Below are 18,756 nucleotides of genomic sequence, written 5' to 3'. Positions count from 1 at the left end.
TTCACCTCACATTCGGAATAATAAGATTTATGACTGTTTGCGTTTCACTTAAATTTATCATATCAACTCTTCCATCTAATAGCATGATTCTTTGCTCAACCCCTTGATATAACAAAGAAAATCCATCTTTATTTATTGTTGTTTTTTCAATTTCTTCTATATCTATTTTTATGTGGAGTTCTTTCCCCCATATTGTTTCAACAAGTATCTTTTGAACTCTACAATGATCATTATAAGTTGTAATGATGTCCTTTACGATTCGATAGATCATTAATTCTGTAAATAACGGTATCCTTTTTGATTCGTTATCATTTACATACTTTATTTCAATTCGTTCATTTTTTCTAGTATCAGCAATAAATGTGGCTAATGCACCATCAAGTCCTTTATGAAAGAATGGATGAATTTGCGTTGATAGTTGCCTCGTATCTTCGATTGTTTTCTTTGTTAATTTTATCATGTTATTTATTGTCATTCTATCTACCTTATCCATATGCTGTTGTAGAAATTGCAAATGATTAAAAACCGCATATAAATTTTGAGCAATTTCTTCATGGAGATACATTGAAATTTCTTTCAACTCATTTTCATACTCTTCAATAATATGGGTTATTACTTGTTCTTGTTTGATTTGGCTATTCATGTGATCCACCTTTGTTGATTATTCATTGGAAGGCAATGTTAAAGCTTAATGTTGATTTTTAGCACTTTGTTGATTGGAGTGAAAGGCATGAGACTCCTGCGGGAGGAGCGTGTCAAAGGGAGACCCCACAGGCGCTTGCGCCGAGGAGGCTCCCGGACCGCCCGCGGAAAGCGAATGCCTGTAACGGAAATCAACAACAAAGTTTAACAGAGCCCATTGGAAAAAAGTATTGGAGTCATTTTGTGATAGGACAGCTGAAGAAAATACGCTATTTTACTATTTTAAAAACATGTTCAAAAGGTATTGAATAGTTATTACTAAAAATAGCTAACTTACCACTAAATGAAATTCAATGGTAAGTTATCAAATGTTAATTTATTCTTAATCTTCTAAACTCAAAACAATACGACCGTTAATATCTCCGTTTATCATACGATCAAAAACTTCATTAATCTTCTCTAGAGGCTGGACTTCAATGATTGTTTTAACTTTTCCTGTTGCAGCGAACTCAAGTGCTTCTTGAAGATCCTTTCTAGTACCAACAATTGAACCAATAATACTAATACCACCTAATACAGTATCAAAAATTGGAATCGGCATTTCCTCTGGAGGTAATCCGACAAGTACACAAGTACCTCCTCTTCGAACAGATTGAAATGCTGCTTGAAATGCAGGCTTAGATACAGCTGTTACAACTGCCCCGTGCACACCCTGAATATGTGATTTAATAAATTGGTCTGGATCTTCTTCATTAGGATTAACAATTAAATCTGCACCTAATTCCTTAGCTAATTGAAGTTTCACCTCTCCTAAATCAACAGCTACTACATTCATTCCCATTGCTTTTGCATATTGAACAGCAACATGCCCAAGACCACCAACTCCATAGATTGCAACCCATTCCCCAGGTTTAACACCAGAAACCTTTAACGCTTTATATGTTGTTACACCAGCACAAAAAATGGGTGCTGCTTCTTCATATGTTAATTGATCAGGAATTTTCACAATGTAATTTGCATCTGCTTTACAGTATTCAGCATACCCCCCGTCAACAGAGTAGCCTGAGTTTTGCTGTGATTCACACAGGGTTTCTTTACCACTTAAACAATATTCACATTGACCACAAGCTGAATACAACCAAGGCACACCAACACGATCACCAATTTTTACATGTGTAATACCTTCTCCTACTTCTGTTACAATTCCTACTCCTTCATGACCTGGAACTAATGGAAGCTTCGGTTTTACTGGCCAATCTCCGTGTGCTGCATGTAAGTCTGTATGACATACCCCACAAGCTTTCATTTTGACAAGAACTTCTCCGTATCCTATTTGTGGCTTTTCTATTTCTTGAACAACTAATGATTTTTTAAACTCTTTCACAACAGCTGCTTTCATTTTACTTCCCCCTAAGTCATATTTTCAGTGAAACAAAGTTTTCTTATCTATAGATTAATAGGGAAAAGCTAATTATGATGTGATAAACCTCACAATGAGAAAAATATAACAAATTCAATAAAAATTATTGGCTATTGAAAGCCATTCGTTACTTACAATCAATATTGAGTCAAAAAAAATGTATAAAAAAAGGCCGATATTGACCTTCTTTTATACATTATATTTTTTGCGTTATTCCGTTTGAAGCATGTTAAAAACTTGTTCTACGTCTTTGTCTCCTCTACCAGATAGATTAACAATGATTGAATCTTCTTGATTTAATTCACCTGCTAATTTTATAGCATACGCAATCGCATGTGAGCTTTCTAAAGCTGGAATGATTCCTTCTATTTTTGATAAAAGCTGAAATGCTTCAAGTGCTTCTTGCCCTGTTACTGTTACATACTCTGCACGTTTTGTTGTTTTTAAGTAGCTATGTTCAGGTCCAACACCTGGGTAATCTAAACCTGCTGCAATGGAGTATGTTGGTTTAGGTTCACCATTTTCATCTAAAAGGGTTAAACATTTAAATCCGTGAATGATAGCTGGAACACCTTCTGTCAAAGAAGGTGCTTCTGCTGGCTCGACCCCTATTAATCTTACTGACTCTTCTTCAATATAATGTGCAAAGGCTCCGATCGCGTTGCTACCACCTCCAGCACATGCAACAACCGCTTTTGGTAGCTTACCTTCTTTTTCTAGTATTTGTCTTTTGGATTCCTCACTTATAATTGATTGAAAGTGTTTAACCATTGTCGGAAACGGATGTGGTCCAACAGCTGAGCCTAGAAGATAAAATGTACTTTCGTAGTTTTCAACTAAATCATTTAAAGCAGCATCTACAGCATCCTTTAATCTTCCTTGCCCTTTATCTACAGCAACGACCTTTGCACCTAACAGCTCCATACGAAATACATTCAAAGCTTGTCTTTCTGTATCTACTTTCCCCATATAAATGATGCAATCCATTCCACCAATAATAGAGCATGCAGTTGCAGTTGCCACTCCGTGCTGACCTGCACCGGTTTCTGCAATGATACGTGTGGCACCCATTCGTTTAGCTAATAATATTTGACCAATTGCATTATTAATTTTATGTGCACCGGTATGGTTTAAATCTTCTCGCTTTAAATAGATTTTCGCACCACCAACTTGCTTAGATAAATTCTCAGCAAATGTTAGGGGGTTTTCACGTCCAATATATTCTTTCATATAATAATTAAATTCTTCTATGAATTCAGGATCATTTTTATATTTTTCAAAATTCTCATCTAAAACTCCTAGTACATTCTTTAAATCTGGTGGAACAAAACTACCACCAAAGTCTCCAAAATAACCTTTTTCTACTGTTTCATTCGTCATCTATATATTCTCCCCTTTACATGAAACCTAAAAATTCTGAATAAATAAATTATACCATTTAACGATCATCCTTTCTAACAAATTTGTATTTAAATATAATAAAGAAAGATCAAGCGCATGAATCTAGAAGCTAAAGTTAATTAACATTTATAATCTTTCTAATGACGTTTAAGAGCTGAAACTAATCAAGAACACATAAAAAAAGAACCCCTATAAAGGAGTTCTCAACTGTTAATTCAGGACCTGTATTCAATATAAGTCTCTTTCTATGACAGAAAAACACTTCAATTATTTTCATAGGATAATAGGTAAGCATCAATTTAAATGCTGAGAGAATTCTTACCTCTTATTCTGTTACGAGATAGTTTTTTACATTATATTCTTTTTTCTTTTCTTCTAGCCATGTTGGATATTCAGTTGTCAGTTTTTCATCAAAAAGAATGGATTGTATTTCTTCTTTACTATTTTCTATCGTTGCTTCTTCCGCTTTCTGTACGTCTGTCACTTTTATTAGGTGGTAACCATATTCAGATTTAACAGGATCACTAAGTTCATCAACCTTCATTGAGAAAGCAGCTTCTTCAAATTCTGGAACCATACTACCTTCACCAAAGAAGCCCAAATCTCCACCAGCTTCAGCTGAGCTAGTATCTGTTGAATATTCTTTAGCTAATTCTGCAAAATCTTCTCCATTATCAAGCTTGCCTTTGATTTCTTTCGCTGTTTCTTCATCTTCTACTAATATATGACTTGCTTTCACTTGCTTAGTTTTTGCAAAGGATTGTTTATTTTCATCGAAGTATGTCTTTATTTCTTCATCTGTGATCTCTATACGAGATTTGAGTAATTTTTCAATTTGAAGATTTGTTTTTATATCTCCTTTAACATCTTCTATCGTTAAACCACTTGTTGCTAATGTTTGATTAAAGGTTTCTTCTCCACCATAAGAAGCTATGATCTCATTAACCTCAGTATCTACTTCTTTTTGTGTAACTGTAATATTCTCTTTTTCCACTTCTTGTTCAATTAAATTTTTCGTGATCATTGAATCTACAGCTGCTTCTCCATTTTGCTCAACAAAAAATGTATATAAGTCATCCTTTGTTACGGAGTTATCCCCAATTTTTGCAACCAATTCACTTCTTGTTGTCATATATACAAATAAAGCTACTACTAATATTAAAAGAATCGCTAGAATTGCTACTGTTTTTTTACTTGAAAAAATTTTCTCTATCATTTAAAAAGCTCCTTCATTCGTTATCATTTTTCTTTTGCTGTTTAGTAAAGCATATCTTAATATTATGAATAAACTATGAACAAAGGATTAAATATTCTAGAAATCTTCACTCTTTATACTGAAAAAACCAAACTAACTTCTCTACTAAATTAGTTTGGCAACATTATTGTAAATTTTGTACCTTTATTTGGTTTACTTTCAACTGTAATTTCGCCATTGTGTAACTCAACTAATCGCTTTATGATGGAAAGACCTAACCCAAACTCCCCAAATTGATTACTAGATCTTGATATATCAGCTTTATAAAACCTCTTCCAAATTGATTCGATTTCTTCTTGATCCATTCCAATTCCAGTATCCTCTATTTGTATAAATGAATGGTGATGACTTTGCCATCCTCTTAACAAAATTTGGCCACTGTCTGTAAATTGAATACTATTTTTTGTGATGTTCATCAATATTTGAAAAAGACGATCATAATCAGCATGAATGATCATTTCTTTCTGAGCTTCAATGACTAGTTTTATTTGTTTTTCTTCTGCTTGATAATACAAATGATCCTTAATTATTTCTAATATTTCCTTAAGATCTATTTTCTCTTTGACTAATTTAATTTGATTAGAACGAATTCTTTCATAATCAAGATTTTCATTAACAAGACGAATAAGTCTTTTTGTTTCATCACTTACGAGATTTATTCCTTTTTCTCTTTCAGCTTCTTCAATCATGTGATGTTTTAGACCTTCTATAACACCACTAATCGTTGTTAAAGGTGTGCGAAGCTCGTGCGAAACATCGGCCATAAATCTTCTTCTCCGCATTTCCAAGCTTTCTATTTCTTCATTTGATAGCTTTAATTGATCAACCATTTTATTAAAATCATTAGCCATTTCATCAATTTCATCAAAGTTTGAAGTAGCTATATATGCATTATAGTCACCTTTCGATATTTTTGAGGTCGCACGTCTTATCTTTTTAATACGATTAACATGAATCTTAGAAAGAATCCAGCTTAGTAAAAAGGAAATTGATAGTGCAATTAAAACTGTAAAGAGGAGATATTGATTTGCTTCACTAATCATTTCTCTTGATCCACTTATGGGTGAGATAAGTAATATCCCCCCTGTTAAGCCACTTCTCGCGATATAGGGAATCGCAACTAACGAAACCTCTTGGTCTGCCCATTTGATATTATGCTTTGTTACAACCTTCTCACCATTGGAAAGCTTATTCCAGTCTTCCTCTGTAATCGTAGTCTGAGGTGAACTATTTGATATTGGAAAAACAATTCGACCATGTTGATCAAAGATACTGAAGTAAATATTTTGTCCATCTAACACTCGTTTATATTGTAGCAATACATGATTTTGCCCAGCTTGCTCAAAATCAGTTAAAATTGATTCACCATAATTTGTTAATTCTTTTACTTTATTTTGATAAACGACGTTTTCAACAAAATGTGTAAAAAGTAAGCTTAAAATTAAAAATGCAACGATAAGAACACTAATATGACTTAGAAATTGTTGATAAATGTATTTAATTTTCATGATTCTTTATCAATTCTTCATCAAACTTATAACCAACTCCCCAAACTGTATGAAAGAATGGGTTTTGAGGTGTTTCAACTTTTTTTCTTAATCGTTTAATATGTACATCGACCGTTCGTTCATCACCATAAAATTGATAGCCCCACACTTGTTCTAATAACTGCTCTCTAGAAAAAACTTGCCTTGGATTTTGTAAGAAGTAATACAAAAGATCAAATTCCTTCGGAGTAAGATTCGTAATTTTCTTACCTTGCAGCAACACTTCTCTTGTTGATTTGCTTATCGCAAAATTCTCAGACTTCAATACGTCTGAAGACAATGTTTTTTTCTCTTGCTCTGAAACATGATACCTTCTCGTCACAGCTTTAATTCTTGCCATTAATGCAAGTGGACTAAAAGGCTTTGTGACATAATCATCAGCACCCATTTCTAATCCTAATACTTGATCTGATTCACTGTCTTTAGCAGTAAGCATAATAATTGGAATTGTATGGTTGTCTTCTCTAATTTTTCTACATAATGAAATTCCATCTAACCCCGGAAGCATCCAATCAATAATTAATACATCCCATTGACCATTCTTCAATACTTCATAACCTTGATAACCATCATGGATAAATTCGCCACTTATGCCTTCCTTCGAAAAGAACATCTCGATCATCGAGCACACACTTAAATTATCTTCAATGACAAGAACTTTCATTTTGCACCCACCGTTATTATGTAATATTGTATGAATTCATTCTAACTTTTTCAGCTAACTTGTACAATTTAAGGAATTAACGTCCAACATCTGTTTTTAATTATTTTTGGCTCTGTTAAACTTTGTGGTTGATTTCCGTTACAGGCATTCGCTTTCCGCGGGCGGTCCGGAAGCCTCCTCGGCGCAAGCGCCTGTGGGGTCTCCCTTCGACACGCTTCTCTAAGCAGGAGTCTCATATATTCACCTCCAATCAACCAAGTGCTAAAAATCAACCATAAGCTTTAACATAGATTTATTTTTATTCGTTGATTTGATAAACATAATACACTTACATCTATTTCCTAATTTAATAGTAGCTTACTATTTTTTTATAAAGTATATGATCTTGAGAAACACGTAGGAAGTGTAACGTATTTTAAAGTGAATTACGGTACTTTGAGGACAAAAAGAGTATGACTAGCTTGAGAGAAATATATATTGATAGCAAAAAAGACCCCAAAAAGGGATCTTTATAGTAGCTGCTTAAGCAGCATTATACTTATTTTTGAACGTTAGCAGCTTGTGGTCCACGAGCTCCTTGCTCAACTTCAAAAGTAACCGTTTGGCCTTCTTCTAAAGTTTTGAAACCATCACCTTGGATAGCAGAGAAATGTACGAATACATCGTCTTGTCCTTCAACTTCGATGAAACCGAAACCTTTTTCTGAGTTAAACCATTTAACTTTACCTTGTAACATTGTTTTTCCTCCTACGTGGAAAATAATCATCCACATTGTATTACTATTCTTGCTAGACAACGATCTTTGAAGAGGTGCTTTAGAAAAGCAAATTCCTACTTTCAGCCTTATCCGAACAAAAATAATTAAGTCAATTGTAACACTATCATTTACTGAAATCAAGATTCATAAATAAGAATACTTGAAAATGTTTTCATGATTTTAGCATACATAATTTTTATGGTTTAAGCAAAATATATCATAATAATACATTCATTTAAGGAGGGTATCATGATTCCCCCATCCTTTGACGATATACAACGTTTAAGTGATGAATTAAATCACCAAGGCTATTTACACTGGTTTCAAGACGATCTATTTGCTTTCAATTGGTGGCTATTATTATCTGCAACAGTTCTCCCTTATTTTATATGGTGGAGAATAGTCGATAAAAATCGTCTAATAGAAATCTCTGCATTGGGTCTCTTCAGTGCAATAAGTGCTTCATTTTTTGATTTAATTGGTACAACTTTAGGACTTTGGGGATATCCTGACAAATTAATACCCGTTCTCCCACCACTTTTACCTGCTGATCTTGTGGTTATTCCTATATGTTCAATGATTATCTATCAATACTCACATAATTTGTTTTCCTATTTATGGCGTTATGTGATCCTATCCCTGTTCTTAGCTTATGTCATTGAAGTGGCTTTTAGCGATTTGGGTATGTATATTAAACTAAAATGGTGGACTCATACGTATTCATTTTTCGGGCTTTGTTTATATGGAATTAGTCTTAGATTATTTATGAACGTTTTATTGAAAAACGATGTTAAAGCGAAATAAAAATATATGAGACTCCTGGTTAGAGAGTGCTATCAGTCAAAGTGAGACCACAGGAGCTCATCTCTCCCGGACCGCCACAACATTAAGTAAAGAGTTCACCGAAAAGCATCCAAACAAAACTACTTTTTGTAAAAAGTAAATTTATTCTTACCATTTCGTTTTGACTGATACAATGCTTCATCTGCTAACTGTATAATATCATCAGGTTCTATTGAATAATCCGGCCATAATGCTCCACCAATACTACATTTTATAACCACTTTTTCTTCATCATCTAAAGAAATAGACTTGTTTATAGACTCAATAATTTGTTCTCCTAATTTCTCCCCTTCTTTAACTGGAGAAGATGTTTTTAAACGAGAGATGACAATAAATTCATCTCCACCGAGTCTGCCAACAAAATCATCTTTATCAGCAAACTGCTTCAAACGAGCAGCAACCACTTTAAGTAATTGATCTCCTGCTTGGTGACCAAAAGTGTCATTCACATCTTTAAATCCGTCTAAATCTAAAAAGAGAAAAAGATATTTTTCACCTGTTTTTTCATTTTCAAGTTTTTTATCAATAAATGAGTATAATGCAATTCGATTTGGTAGTCCTGTAAGTGAATCATTATGTGCTAGCCTTTTCATTTGTCCTAACTCTGATTTCGTTTCGGTAATTGTTGTGACCATCTCACTTAACGAAAGAGATAAAACATGCAAATCTTTTATTCTCTTAAATTGCGGAATATCTACCTTTTTTCCTTCTGTTAGCTGATTAGCCGCTTTAGATATCTGGTGAAGTGGTGTAGAAATTTTGCTAGCAATAATCCAACCTAAAACAGCAAATATAAATGCTGCAATAACTCCAATTAAAATCGTATAATTTTGCAAATGTTTAACAGATGTAAATGCCTGTTCTATCGGTACTCTGACTAGAACAGTCCAGTCTAACCCTGGATAACTCAAGTATCCTTCTGTAGCCGAATAACCTGTTACATATTCCTTTCCATCTGCCCATGTTTTAACTTTCCAGCTATTGTTTACTCCATATTCTTTTTTTAAAACATTAGAAGGTAATGTTTCCCCTACCATACCCTTAGGACCCAACAAGATCGAGTGATCACTTGTTCTTACAATAAAAACTTCCATCTGCTTTGAGTTCTCTAAGTCTTTTTGATAAGGCTTAATAATTGAGCGTTCAATCTCCTTTGACCACTCCCAACTAAGATGTGATGCTAAAACACCTTTAAATTCACCATTTTGATTTATAATCGGAAAGCTGATATCGACAAATTCAAGAGGTTCACCAGTCGGATTTGGTAATAATTCTGCTAGTAAAACAGCTTCATGTACATCTCCGATAAATGGCTGCTTTTGTGCCTGTTGAAAAACAGGTCTTTCTGCAATATTTGTTCCTTTTAAAATATCATCTGTTGAAGCAATGATATTCCCCTTGGCATCTGTTAAGCCCACCCAAGAAAATGAAGGTATACTCTCTTTTAATTGATTAATTAATATTCTTTTATCATCATTAAGATCATCTTCTTTATATAGATTTAATTGACTGATCATCTCAATTTCACTATAACGAGACCACATAAAAAAATCTAGTTTGTCTGACATTTGATAAGCAATACTTGAAATAGAATCTCCAATTTCAGCTTTAATTTCTTCACTTGACTTTATAGAGATAACAGTGGTTAAAAAAGCGGTTAATAAAACAATAAAGAGTAGAAAAGAAATGGCAAAAAAAGTACGTAAATTGATGCGAGACATAGAACTTTCTCCTTATGTAATCATTAAATTTACAATAATTGTCGAAAATGATAACTTACTGATTTATTCTATCTCTTTTTCAATTACTTTGCACGTTAAAATGTTAACCTAATAAATTACAGAAGCCCAGGTGCCTTGTTCAGCAAAGATAAGCATATAATGATTTAGAGTTAAAAGCTCATTTTAAAAGAAATACCTTGGATCTTGTAAAAGTTACCTGTATCGAATTCAACAAAGCAGTACTAACAAAGCAAAAAACAGTTGATTTCTTAATGAAATCAACTGTTTTTTAGATGTTTATTAAACTCTTTTAAATGGCCACCAATTTGCTGAGCCAAATGTTTTTACCATAACTGGTACAAACAAAGGTAATACAATTAACGCATAAAGAATCAATCCTGTTAATATAATTGATGCGATTTGAATAAGTGATAACATCCCAGAAGGAATCATTGCAGCAAATGTTCCACCTAAAATAACTGCCGCAGAGATAATAACTGTTCCCATTTTCTTCATTGCTAACAGCATTGCTTCACCTACAGACATATCTTTATACTCATTAAATCGATCCATTAGGAAAATACTATAATCTACACCAAGTGCAATTAAAATGACAAAGGCGAAAAACGGTACAGCCCAACTTATGCCTGTATATCCTAAAATGTTAACAAAGATTACCTCGTTAATTCCTAGTGCAGTATAGTAAGTTAAAATTAATGAACCAATTAAATACAATGGCATAATAATTGAACGGAATAAGAATATTAGTATAATAGATATTCCAACAAGCATTAGTACAACTGTACGTGAATAATCATTGTTGGACATTGTATTTAAGTCAGCATTTACACTCGTAATTCCACCTATTGCAACCTTTGCATTTTCAAGCTTTGTATCTTTTGTTGCACGCTCGACTGCATCATTAATTTTATCTATTTGATTAATTGCTTCATTAGAGTATGGATTTGCCTCAAATACAACATTAAGTGTCATTACTTTTCGATCATCAGATAAGTAAGTGTTCAATGCCTGTTCAAAATCCTTACTTTCTAAAACCTCCTCAGGTAAGTAAAAGCCAGAAGAAGTTGATGTTTTTGATAAATCTGCTAAATAATCCTGTGCCGATCCTAATCCATCTGATACTTGATTTAAACCATCAACACTTTCAGCTAAACCATTTGTTAATTGTGACATTTGACCATCAAGATCACCAAAGCCATCTAACAGTTGTTTTTGACCTTCAGTTACACCTGACAATCCATTTTGTAATTTAGGTATGCTTCCAACAATTTGACCTTGACCATTTGCTAACTGATCTAAGCCTGCTTGCTGCTGTTCGATGCCAGCTATTAGTTGTGCTAAACCTTGAGAAAATTCTTTTTGACCTTTAATTAATTCTGTGAATTGAGTATTAGCTAAACCAACACCCTCGGTAATTTTAGCAAGATTACTGTTTAGTGCATCTAATCCACCAGCTACACTTGGGAGCTGCTTAGTAGCTACATTAAGTACAGTACCTTTTATCATTTTATAGTCGTCATTTTCTTCTTCAATTCCATCATATGCTTCTTCAAGTGCTGTAAAATGGCTATTTAAATTTTTAAGAGCATTTGAAAGCCCCAGTAAACCTGTTTTAACCTCTTCGTACTTACCATTAAGAGTTCCTAAATTACGCACTGCTTCTTCATAACCAGCAAGTAATTGGTTACTTCCTGCTAGAATTTCTTCCGCACCAGCTTTCGCTTCTGCTAAACCATTTTTTATTTCGTTTGAACCTGCAGAGCCTTGACGGATGCCTTGTTCAATTTTCGCCAAATTTGTTTGGATTTCAGTCATTCCTGAATTAATATCACTTGTACCGTTTATTAATTCATTAATCCCATTTGTTGCTTCTTTCATCTGAGGAGTTGATTTTGATAATTCTGATTCTGCCTCAGCAAGACCATCACTGATTTGAACGAGCCCATCATTTCCTTCTCCTAGTCCTTCTTCAAGACTTTCAGCTTGCTTTGCCACATAAAAGTCCTCAATAGTTTCTCCGGTTGGCCTTGTAACAGATCGAACAGAATCTACTAAATCAACTTTTTCTAGCTCTTTACTAATTTCTTCTGCTAATGCAATATATTCTGTTGAGTCCATTTCCTCATCATTTTTAATAACAATTTCAGTTGGCATAGACTCACCTGGTCCAAAGCTATCTGAAATGGCATTAAATGCTTTGATTGAATTAACATCTCCACCGATTTCTTCTAAAGAATTATAAGATAGCTTACCATCATATAAAAGTAGAAATGGAGTTGAGACAGCTGCCACTATAAGTAAAGCAATAACTGGACGCACTAATGAAAAACGACCAACAGTCTCCCATAACTTACTATCTTTATGCTCAAGTTTACCTTTTGATGGCCAGAATATTTTGTTCCCTAATACTGCCATAAAGAAAGGTACAACCGTAAATAACGCAATCAATAAAACTGCGACTCCTACTGCTACAGCTGATGCTGATTGGTACAGTTTAAATTGTGAGAAACCAATAGCGGCAAAACCTATTAATACTGCTAATCCACTGAAAAATACAGTTCTACCAGCATTGCGATATGTTTCCACAATGGCTTCTGTTACACTTTCACGATGTGCTAGTTCTTCTTTAAAACGACTTAAAAGTAATATACAATAATCTGTTCCAATCCCAAACAATACGGCAACTAAAAATATTTGCGTGAAATTAGAAATGGGGAAATTCAATTGATCAACTAGTATTGACACAATTGACTGTGATGCCAAATAAGTGATCCCTACTGTAATTAACGGTATGATTGGTGCAATTAATGATCTAAAAACAAGTAGTAAGACCGCTAATATAAAGACAACGGTAATACCTTCTGTTTTCTTCAATCCTTCTTGCGAGCTTGTCATAACATCTTGATCAATCATCCATCCACTCGTGTAGTAGTGTTCAACATTGATTTCTTCAATAACATCATATAATAGTGCGGATAACTCTTTGGCTTCTCGATCATTTCTATTAATAGAAACTGAAGCAAGAATGGTTTTACCATCTTCTGAAACAAGCTGATCTTTTAGGCTTTCCTCATTAAAATGAGTTAATATCTCTGTTACATCAAGCTCTTTATTTTTTTCAAGTAACGAAACAGCTTTTTCTGCTTCTTTTATTTCATCATTCGTTAATTTATCTTCATTATGAAAAACAAGTGCAGCCTGTGTTATGTCACCAACACTTTCATCCGCCTGAACTTCGGCTAATATTTCATCTGCTAATGATGATGAATAACCATCAGGTACACTAATTTGACCCTTGTCTCGAACTAAATCTGCCATGTTAGGAGCAATAAAAAATAAACCTACGACAACAGCAATCCAGCCAATAATGACAAACCATTTTCCTTTAATTATTGTGTTCAAATTCTATTCCTCCATTTTACATTCTTTTAAATTGTCTAATAAAGTATTTAATTTTTCATATGTTTCTACAAAAGAGGTAATTTCACTTTCATCAAAACTTGTAATAATTGACTCTACTAATTTACGGATTTTCTCCTCTGTGTTCACATATAACTCAGTACCTTTTTCAGTTAATGTCAAGTATATAACTCGTCGGTCATTTTCATCTCGTGTTCGTTTTATTAGTTCCTTTTCTGTTAAACGATTGATGATCGCTGTAATAGCACTTCGCTTTACATCAAATTCTTCTGCCAGCTCTGTTGAAGTGCATACACCCACTTTATGTATATACCTTAATGTATAATGTTGGTCATTTGTAATAAATTCCCCAATACTATCTTTCACAAGGTTTTCACCCTTTTTGGTCACAGAAAAAGATACAACTAGATATCGATTAATCAATTCTTCTATATGTTTATCATTCATTTTTTATGCCACCCACTTTAATCTACTTCAACACTTTAACTATTAACGTGTTTAACTATAAAACGTTATCGGAATTCTGTCAATAAATAATACTTAGGCGAATTATATAACCTTTCAATCCCTATATATAAGGATTACTAAGACAAAATTGACCTGATCCGATGTTTGATACTTTTTCTTTCGAAATTTTCGAGATGCCTTTTTGTGTCTTTAAAGTCCTAATTCTCTCATGTGAAATTTGTTGAATTTAATCCACCTAAAAACAGAAAAAGAAAAGCAAAAAAAGAGCTCATTTCCCCTTTTTTTGCTTTTCCTTTTGTAATGTTGCTATTGCAGAGGTTAAATACCCACTGTAACTGCTAATTTCTTCATCATCATAAGCTTGTAATGAAAGATGTATTCGTTCGAAATTGTCAATAAGATGATCTTCCTTCATTCCACGTGAAGTCAAAATATTGTTTAACCATAGAGCGTAGTCAGTAAATATCTTTGTTTCATTCAAAGCATATGCTGTGTCGAGGTGCTTAAAATGATGATAGTTATCTTCTACACATTTTTCTCGGCCCACACTGCCATATTTCTCTTCTAACATAGGATAGGCTTTATAAATTCCTTCTACAACTTCTTCAATTACTTTAGCTACAAACTCCTGTTTCATTCTGCTACCACTTCAAATCGTTGAACAATAGGCTTTATAGAAGCAAGCTCTTGATCTGGATAATTCTTTTCTAATTCATGGACTTTTTTATAAGCATCGCTTGTTACCCAATTCACATAATCCTCTTTTGACTTCCAAGCGATTTGTACAGTGAGTTCGCCTTTTTTCACTTCATTTTGCAATAACTGAAAGTATTTAAACCCATCATATTGATCAACAAGCTTTGATCGAGTCCGATATATTGTAATGACTTCTTCTACCTTGTCCACTGGAACATGGAAGGTTGAATGTACGATATACATGAAAAAACTCTCCCTACATAAATTGTTATTATTTCTTTCATTCTCTTATTATAAAGCAACTAAATTATCGTTAAAACCTTTTATCCACATGCGAAGTTAAAAACACTCATACTACTTCAGGGAATTAGAGATACTATCATAGAAATTGATATATGGAGGGTGATTATGGAAAAAATGCCTATGACTTCAATAACAAGTGGGATGGGAATTGAGGTTCTACCTGATGTATTTTGTTTATCTGTACAAATTGTCAACATTTGCTTTATAGGTAATCCGAAAGAGACAAACGAATTTGTCTTAATTGATGCGGGAATGCCTGGGTCAGCTGACCTGATCATAAATGAAGCAAAAAAGAGATTTGGTGAAAATGCCAAAGCGACTAACATTGTATTAACACACGGACATTTTGATCATGTTGGAGCAATTCATGACTTAATAAAAGAATGGGATGTACCAGTATATGCTCATTCTTTAGAAGCTCCCTTTTTAACAGGAAAATCCGATTATCCACCACCAAATCCTGAAGTCGAGGGTTTGGTGGCGAAAATGTCTCCTATGTTCCCTAGACATAGTATAGATATCAGCACCCATTTACAATTGCTTCAAGATGACGGAATTGTGCCTCCACTAAAAGATTGGCGTTTTATTCATACTCCTGGGCACACACCAGGACATATCTCTCTTTTTAGAGATCGTGATTCGGCACTAGTAGTTGGAGATGCTTTTACAACTGTGGAACAGGAATCTCTATATGATGTTATGACACAAAAACAAGAAATGCACGGACCACCTGCTTACTTCACCACCGATTGGAAAGCAGCATCAGAGTCTGTTAAGAAACTCGAAGCATTAAAACCTACTGTCGCAATTAGTGGACATGGCCTTCCGATGGCAGATGATGAACTAACAACTGACCTAAGAAAATTAGCAGAAACCTTTGACGAAAAAGAAATTCCTGAAAATCAAAAATAATTCATAAAAAAGGGTTTGATTCTCTTCATTAGGATCTTATCCTTTTTTTAGTTCTTCATCTTAATTCCTATTTCTACACAATGATTCTTAACCATATACTTTATTATGACTTATATATCGGAGGGTAATTATGATTATCATTAGAAATCAACCTCAAAGTGAAAACCAACTAACCTCATCTTCCTATTCTACAGAGCAAAATGAAATAATTGCAAAGATGAGTCGCTACAATAATAAGTATTCTTTTTTAAATCATGAACATTTAAAATTTGTCCTCCATCTTCGATTAGAAATCATTAACTCGGCACGTAATCTATATGCTAGTAAAGCTAAATTCACTACATTTGAAAGAGCACATTGTAATGAAAACTATTGGCAGTTAACAGCACAAGGTGGCTTTAAACTTAAATCCGGCGTAAAACCGTCTGTGGCAATAAAAGATATTTATGAAAATGGCCTATTATATGGTTTTGAATGTGCAACAGCTATGGTTATTATCTTTTATACAGGTGTATTATCCTCAATAGATTCAAGACAATTTGATCGACTGTACCAAGGCTTATATTTACGTGACTGGCAATCAGATGAAGATTTACCCATATATACAAATCGGGGAAATGATTATCTACCCGGAGATTGTTTATATTTTAATAATCCACAATTCAATCCAAATACTCCTCAGTGGCAAGGAGAAAATGCCATTGATTTAGGAAATGATTTATATTTTGGTCATGGTATAGGCATTAAAACAGCTGAAGGTATAATTGAAGCGTTAAATAAAAGAAGAAGTGCACAGGCTACCGAATCGGCCCATTTATTATCACAAGTCACACGAATTGATGATAACTATTTATATCAATTTTCTCGAGTTTATTCACGAAATAACGAAACAACTTTCATCGCAACAAACTCTATTGTAGTGAGAGTTGGACGTAATATCGTATCACTATAACAAAACATCCTTTTTACCTAAGCTTATACTTTAATTACTAATTTCTCTCTAAGTACAAATAACTGCTACTATCACATTTTTAGTGGCTGAGACATAATTAAAGAAATCATTCATAATGGTCTTGATCAGATAAGGCGGAACAAACAAATTCGTTCCATTGCGCTGCAGACTCAAAAATAGCCGGGGAGACTTAAACCTCTTCTCGGCTACACCTCTAGGTCTCAGCACTTCCGCTCCATTTCGTCAGTTATTAAAAATAGCAGGCAAAATCAAAAAAATATTTTTAAAAATAAAAATCCGAACTATTAGGAAAAGATCAACTGAAATACCACCTAATAATTCGGATTTATTATTATCGAAATACTTATGTGCTAGCTTTTATCTTCATAGAAATCGAAGACCATTATTGATGTAGTCCAACAAACGGCGTTGTCAGTAAAAACTTTAAGTTTTTACCTAAACGTATCAGATCACTTATTTTTTGGAATAAAACTTTTTAAATAAGATTAGTAAAGATGTCATGATAATTGACAACACAGTATAAGCAATCACCCATATAAAAAAAGTCTCATTAAAGAAAATCAACATTATAAAAGAAAATACAACAAAAATGAGTGCTGGTGTTACATAACTTTTTTTTGTAATCATATATCCAAATGTTGATAAAAGCAGAATCAAAGCTGGAAAGATAATAAGAATTAGTAAAAATTCCATACATCACCTCAAACGAACAAGTTCTCATTTATTTTACTCATTTTACCATAAAGAAAGTAACTAAAGTAAGAATTAAATACATCCATTAATTTAAAGTTTTAAGGTAAAAATCCCTCTGTCTAGGTCCGTCAAATTCACAAAAATAAATTCCTTGCCATGTACCTAACAGCAATCCCCTTTTTGTAACAATGATCGTTTGTGAAGCTCCTACAGTACTCGCTTTCATATGTGAAGCAGTATTTCCTTCAGCATGCATATCTTTTACAACATTCCACGGATAGATTTCATCAAATCTTCTTAACATATCGCTCTTCACGTCTGGATCTGCATTTTCATTAATTGTGATACCTGCAGTAGTATGTGGGCAATAAACAATAATTGCACCTTCTTGAATATTTTCTTCATAAACAAATTCTTGAACAATATTTGTAATATCAATCATTTCATCTCGCATATTTGTTTTGATCGAATGTTTTTTTACCATATCTAACGCCACCCTTCCTGATTACCTACCTATATATTACCGTTATTACACAGCTTGTAAACTTATAAGAGGTATATAATCATTTCCAGTAATATTTATTCAACCTTACCGAATCGTTGATCTTTTCACAAGTTACTTACTCCCTACTTAAAATGCTTCTATTAGGGAGTTTTCAACAGAAGCAAAAGAGGTTAAATTTTTCTAGACAAAATAGTGAATTCATGTAACGGAAATCAGCAACACAGATTTACGAAAACTTGTAAAAACAACATACTAAAATAAGTATTTAAGCTAAGGAAAAACCCGAATCATTAGGTGATATGTCAATTAAACATTCGCCTAATAGTTCGGGTTTACAGTCTTCAATAGTTTTTTTGATTTTGCACACTATTTTTAAGAACTAGTGGAATGGAGCGGAAGACATTTGACTCCTGCGGGTGCAGAGGAAAGGCTGAGACCCCACAGGTGCTTGCGCCGAGGAGGCTTAGCTTCCTCCCCGGCGAATCTTATGTCTGCAGCGCAATGGAACAAACTTG

At 33.6% G+C, this 18,756-nt stretch carries 17 protein-coding genes; 3 read left to right on the top strand and 14 right to left on the bottom strand.

From position 1 onward, the window contains the following. Position 1 precedes the first annotated feature (1 nt). The 7 genes from LC076_RS13020 to LC076_RS12990 all read right to left on the bottom strand — a co-directional run bounded on the left by LC076_RS13020 (position 2) and on the right by LC076_RS12990 (position 7,665). The gene (locus LC076_RS13020) at positions 2–643 is read right to left on the bottom strand and encodes a hypothetical protein (RefSeq protein WP_226669529.1); all 642 of its coding nucleotides are present in this window, start codon (positions 641–643) and stop codon (positions 2–4) included. A gap of 381 nt (positions 644–1,024) precedes the next feature. Continuing rightward, positions 1,025–2,041 carry an alcohol dehydrogenase AdhP gene (gene adhP, locus LC076_RS13015; protein ID WP_226669528.1) on the bottom strand — a complete coding sequence of 339 codons (1,017 nt, stop codon included), beginning with the start codon at positions 2,039–2,041 and terminating at the stop codon, positions 1,025–1,027. Positions 2,042–2,272: 231 nt separating this feature from the next. Next, a complete protein-coding gene (trpB, locus tag LC076_RS13010; protein WP_226669527.1) occupies positions 2,273–3,442 on the bottom strand; it encodes a tryptophan synthase subunit beta in 1,170 nt (389 codons plus the stop codon). Positions 3,443–3,788: 346 nt separating this feature from the next. After that, a complete protein-coding gene (locus LC076_RS13005; protein WP_226669526.1) occupies positions 3,789–4,679 on the bottom strand; it encodes a peptidylprolyl isomerase in 891 nt (296 codons plus the stop codon). A 149-nt stretch (positions 4,680–4,828) separates the two neighbouring features. Next, positions 4,829–6,226 (bottom strand): sensor histidine kinase, encoded by a 1,398-nt coding sequence (locus LC076_RS13000; protein WP_264191529.1) that lies wholly within the window; start codon positions 6,224–6,226, stop codon positions 4,829–4,831. After that, on the bottom strand, positions 6,216–6,929 hold the full coding sequence (locus LC076_RS12995) for a response regulator transcription factor (RefSeq protein ID WP_226669525.1): 714 nt from the start codon (positions 6,927–6,929) through the stop codon (positions 6,216–6,218). Before LC076_RS12995 ends, LC076_RS13000 begins: the two co-directional genes overlap by 11 nt. 538 nt (positions 6,930–7,467) lie before the next feature. Continuing rightward, positions 7,468–7,665, bottom strand: a complete 198-nt coding sequence (locus LC076_RS12990; protein WP_026558957.1) for a cold-shock protein — start codon at positions 7,663–7,665, stop codon at positions 7,468–7,470. A gap of 270 nt (positions 7,666–7,935) precedes the next feature. On the opposite strand from LC076_RS12990, the gene LC076_RS12985 reads away from it, so the two are divergent. Further along, positions 7,936–8,490, top strand: coding sequence for a CBO0543 family protein (locus LC076_RS12985; RefSeq protein ID WP_226669524.1), 555 nt, complete (start codon positions 7,936–7,938; stop codon positions 8,488–8,490). A 119-nt stretch (positions 8,491–8,609) separates the two neighbouring features. Here the strand turns inward: LC076_RS12985 and LC076_RS12980 are convergent, their stop codons facing one another. From LC076_RS12980 to LC076_RS12960, 5 genes are all read right to left on the bottom strand, one after another. Further along, positions 8,610–10,250 (bottom strand): diguanylate cyclase domain-containing protein, encoded by a 1,641-nt coding sequence (locus tag LC076_RS12980; protein WP_226669523.1) that lies wholly within the window; start codon positions 10,248–10,250, stop codon positions 8,610–8,612. A gap of 300 nt (positions 10,251–10,550) precedes the next feature. Beyond that, entirely contained in the window at positions 10,551–13,673 is a 3,123-nt protein-coding gene (locus tag LC076_RS12975) for an MMPL family transporter (RefSeq protein WP_226669522.1), read from the bottom strand. 3 nt (positions 13,674–13,676) lie between these two features. Beyond that, complete coding sequence (locus LC076_RS12970) at positions 13,677–14,138, bottom strand: MarR family winged helix-turn-helix transcriptional regulator (protein ID WP_226669521.1); 462 nt, start codon at positions 14,136–14,138, stop codon at positions 13,677–13,679. Positions 14,139–14,427: 289 nt separating this feature from the next. After that, complete coding sequence (locus tag LC076_RS12965; RefSeq protein ID WP_226669520.1) at positions 14,428–14,796, bottom strand: hypothetical protein; 369 nt, start codon at positions 14,794–14,796, stop codon at positions 14,428–14,430. Then, complete coding sequence (locus tag LC076_RS12960; protein ID WP_226669519.1) at positions 14,793–15,098, bottom strand: antibiotic biosynthesis monooxygenase family protein; 306 nt, start codon at positions 15,096–15,098, stop codon at positions 14,793–14,795. Before LC076_RS12960 ends, LC076_RS12965 begins: the two co-directional genes overlap by 4 nt. 165 nt (positions 15,099–15,263) lie before the next feature. Between LC076_RS12960 and LC076_RS12955 the strand changes: the two genes are divergently transcribed. Together LC076_RS12955 and LC076_RS12950 are read left to right on the top strand one after the other, a co-directional pair. Then, complete coding sequence (locus LC076_RS12955) at positions 15,264–16,070, top strand: MBL fold metallo-hydrolase (protein ID WP_226669518.1); 807 nt, start codon at positions 15,264–15,266, stop codon at positions 16,068–16,070. 130 nt (positions 16,071–16,200) lie between these two features. Further along, positions 16,201–17,022 (top strand): protein-glutamine gamma-glutamyltransferase, encoded by an 822-nt coding sequence (locus LC076_RS12950; RefSeq protein WP_226669517.1) that lies wholly within the window; start codon positions 16,201–16,203, stop codon positions 17,020–17,022. A 474-nt stretch (positions 17,023–17,496) separates the two neighbouring features. Here the strand turns inward: LC076_RS12950 and LC076_RS12945 are convergent, their stop codons facing one another. Together LC076_RS12945 and LC076_RS12940 are read right to left on the bottom strand one after the other, a co-directional pair. Further along, the gene (locus LC076_RS12945) at positions 17,497–17,736 is read right to left on the bottom strand and encodes a DUF2651 family protein (protein ID WP_226669516.1); all 240 of its coding nucleotides are present in this window, start codon (positions 17,734–17,736) and stop codon (positions 17,497–17,499) included. Positions 17,737–17,821: 85 nt separating this feature from the next. After that, positions 17,822–18,220 (bottom strand): secondary thiamine-phosphate synthase enzyme YjbQ, encoded by a 399-nt coding sequence (locus LC076_RS12940; protein WP_226669515.1) that lies wholly within the window; start codon positions 18,218–18,220, stop codon positions 17,822–17,824. Between the last annotated feature and the right edge of the window lie 536 nt (positions 18,221–18,756).

Source organism: Metabacillus litoralis (assembly GCF_020524045.1).
Lineage (GTDB): Bacteria > Bacillota > Bacilli > Bacillales > Bacillaceae > Metabacillus > Metabacillus litoralis_C.
Note: the sequence above shows the minus strand (reverse complement) of the source record. Positions and strands in the feature narration are given on the sequence as shown.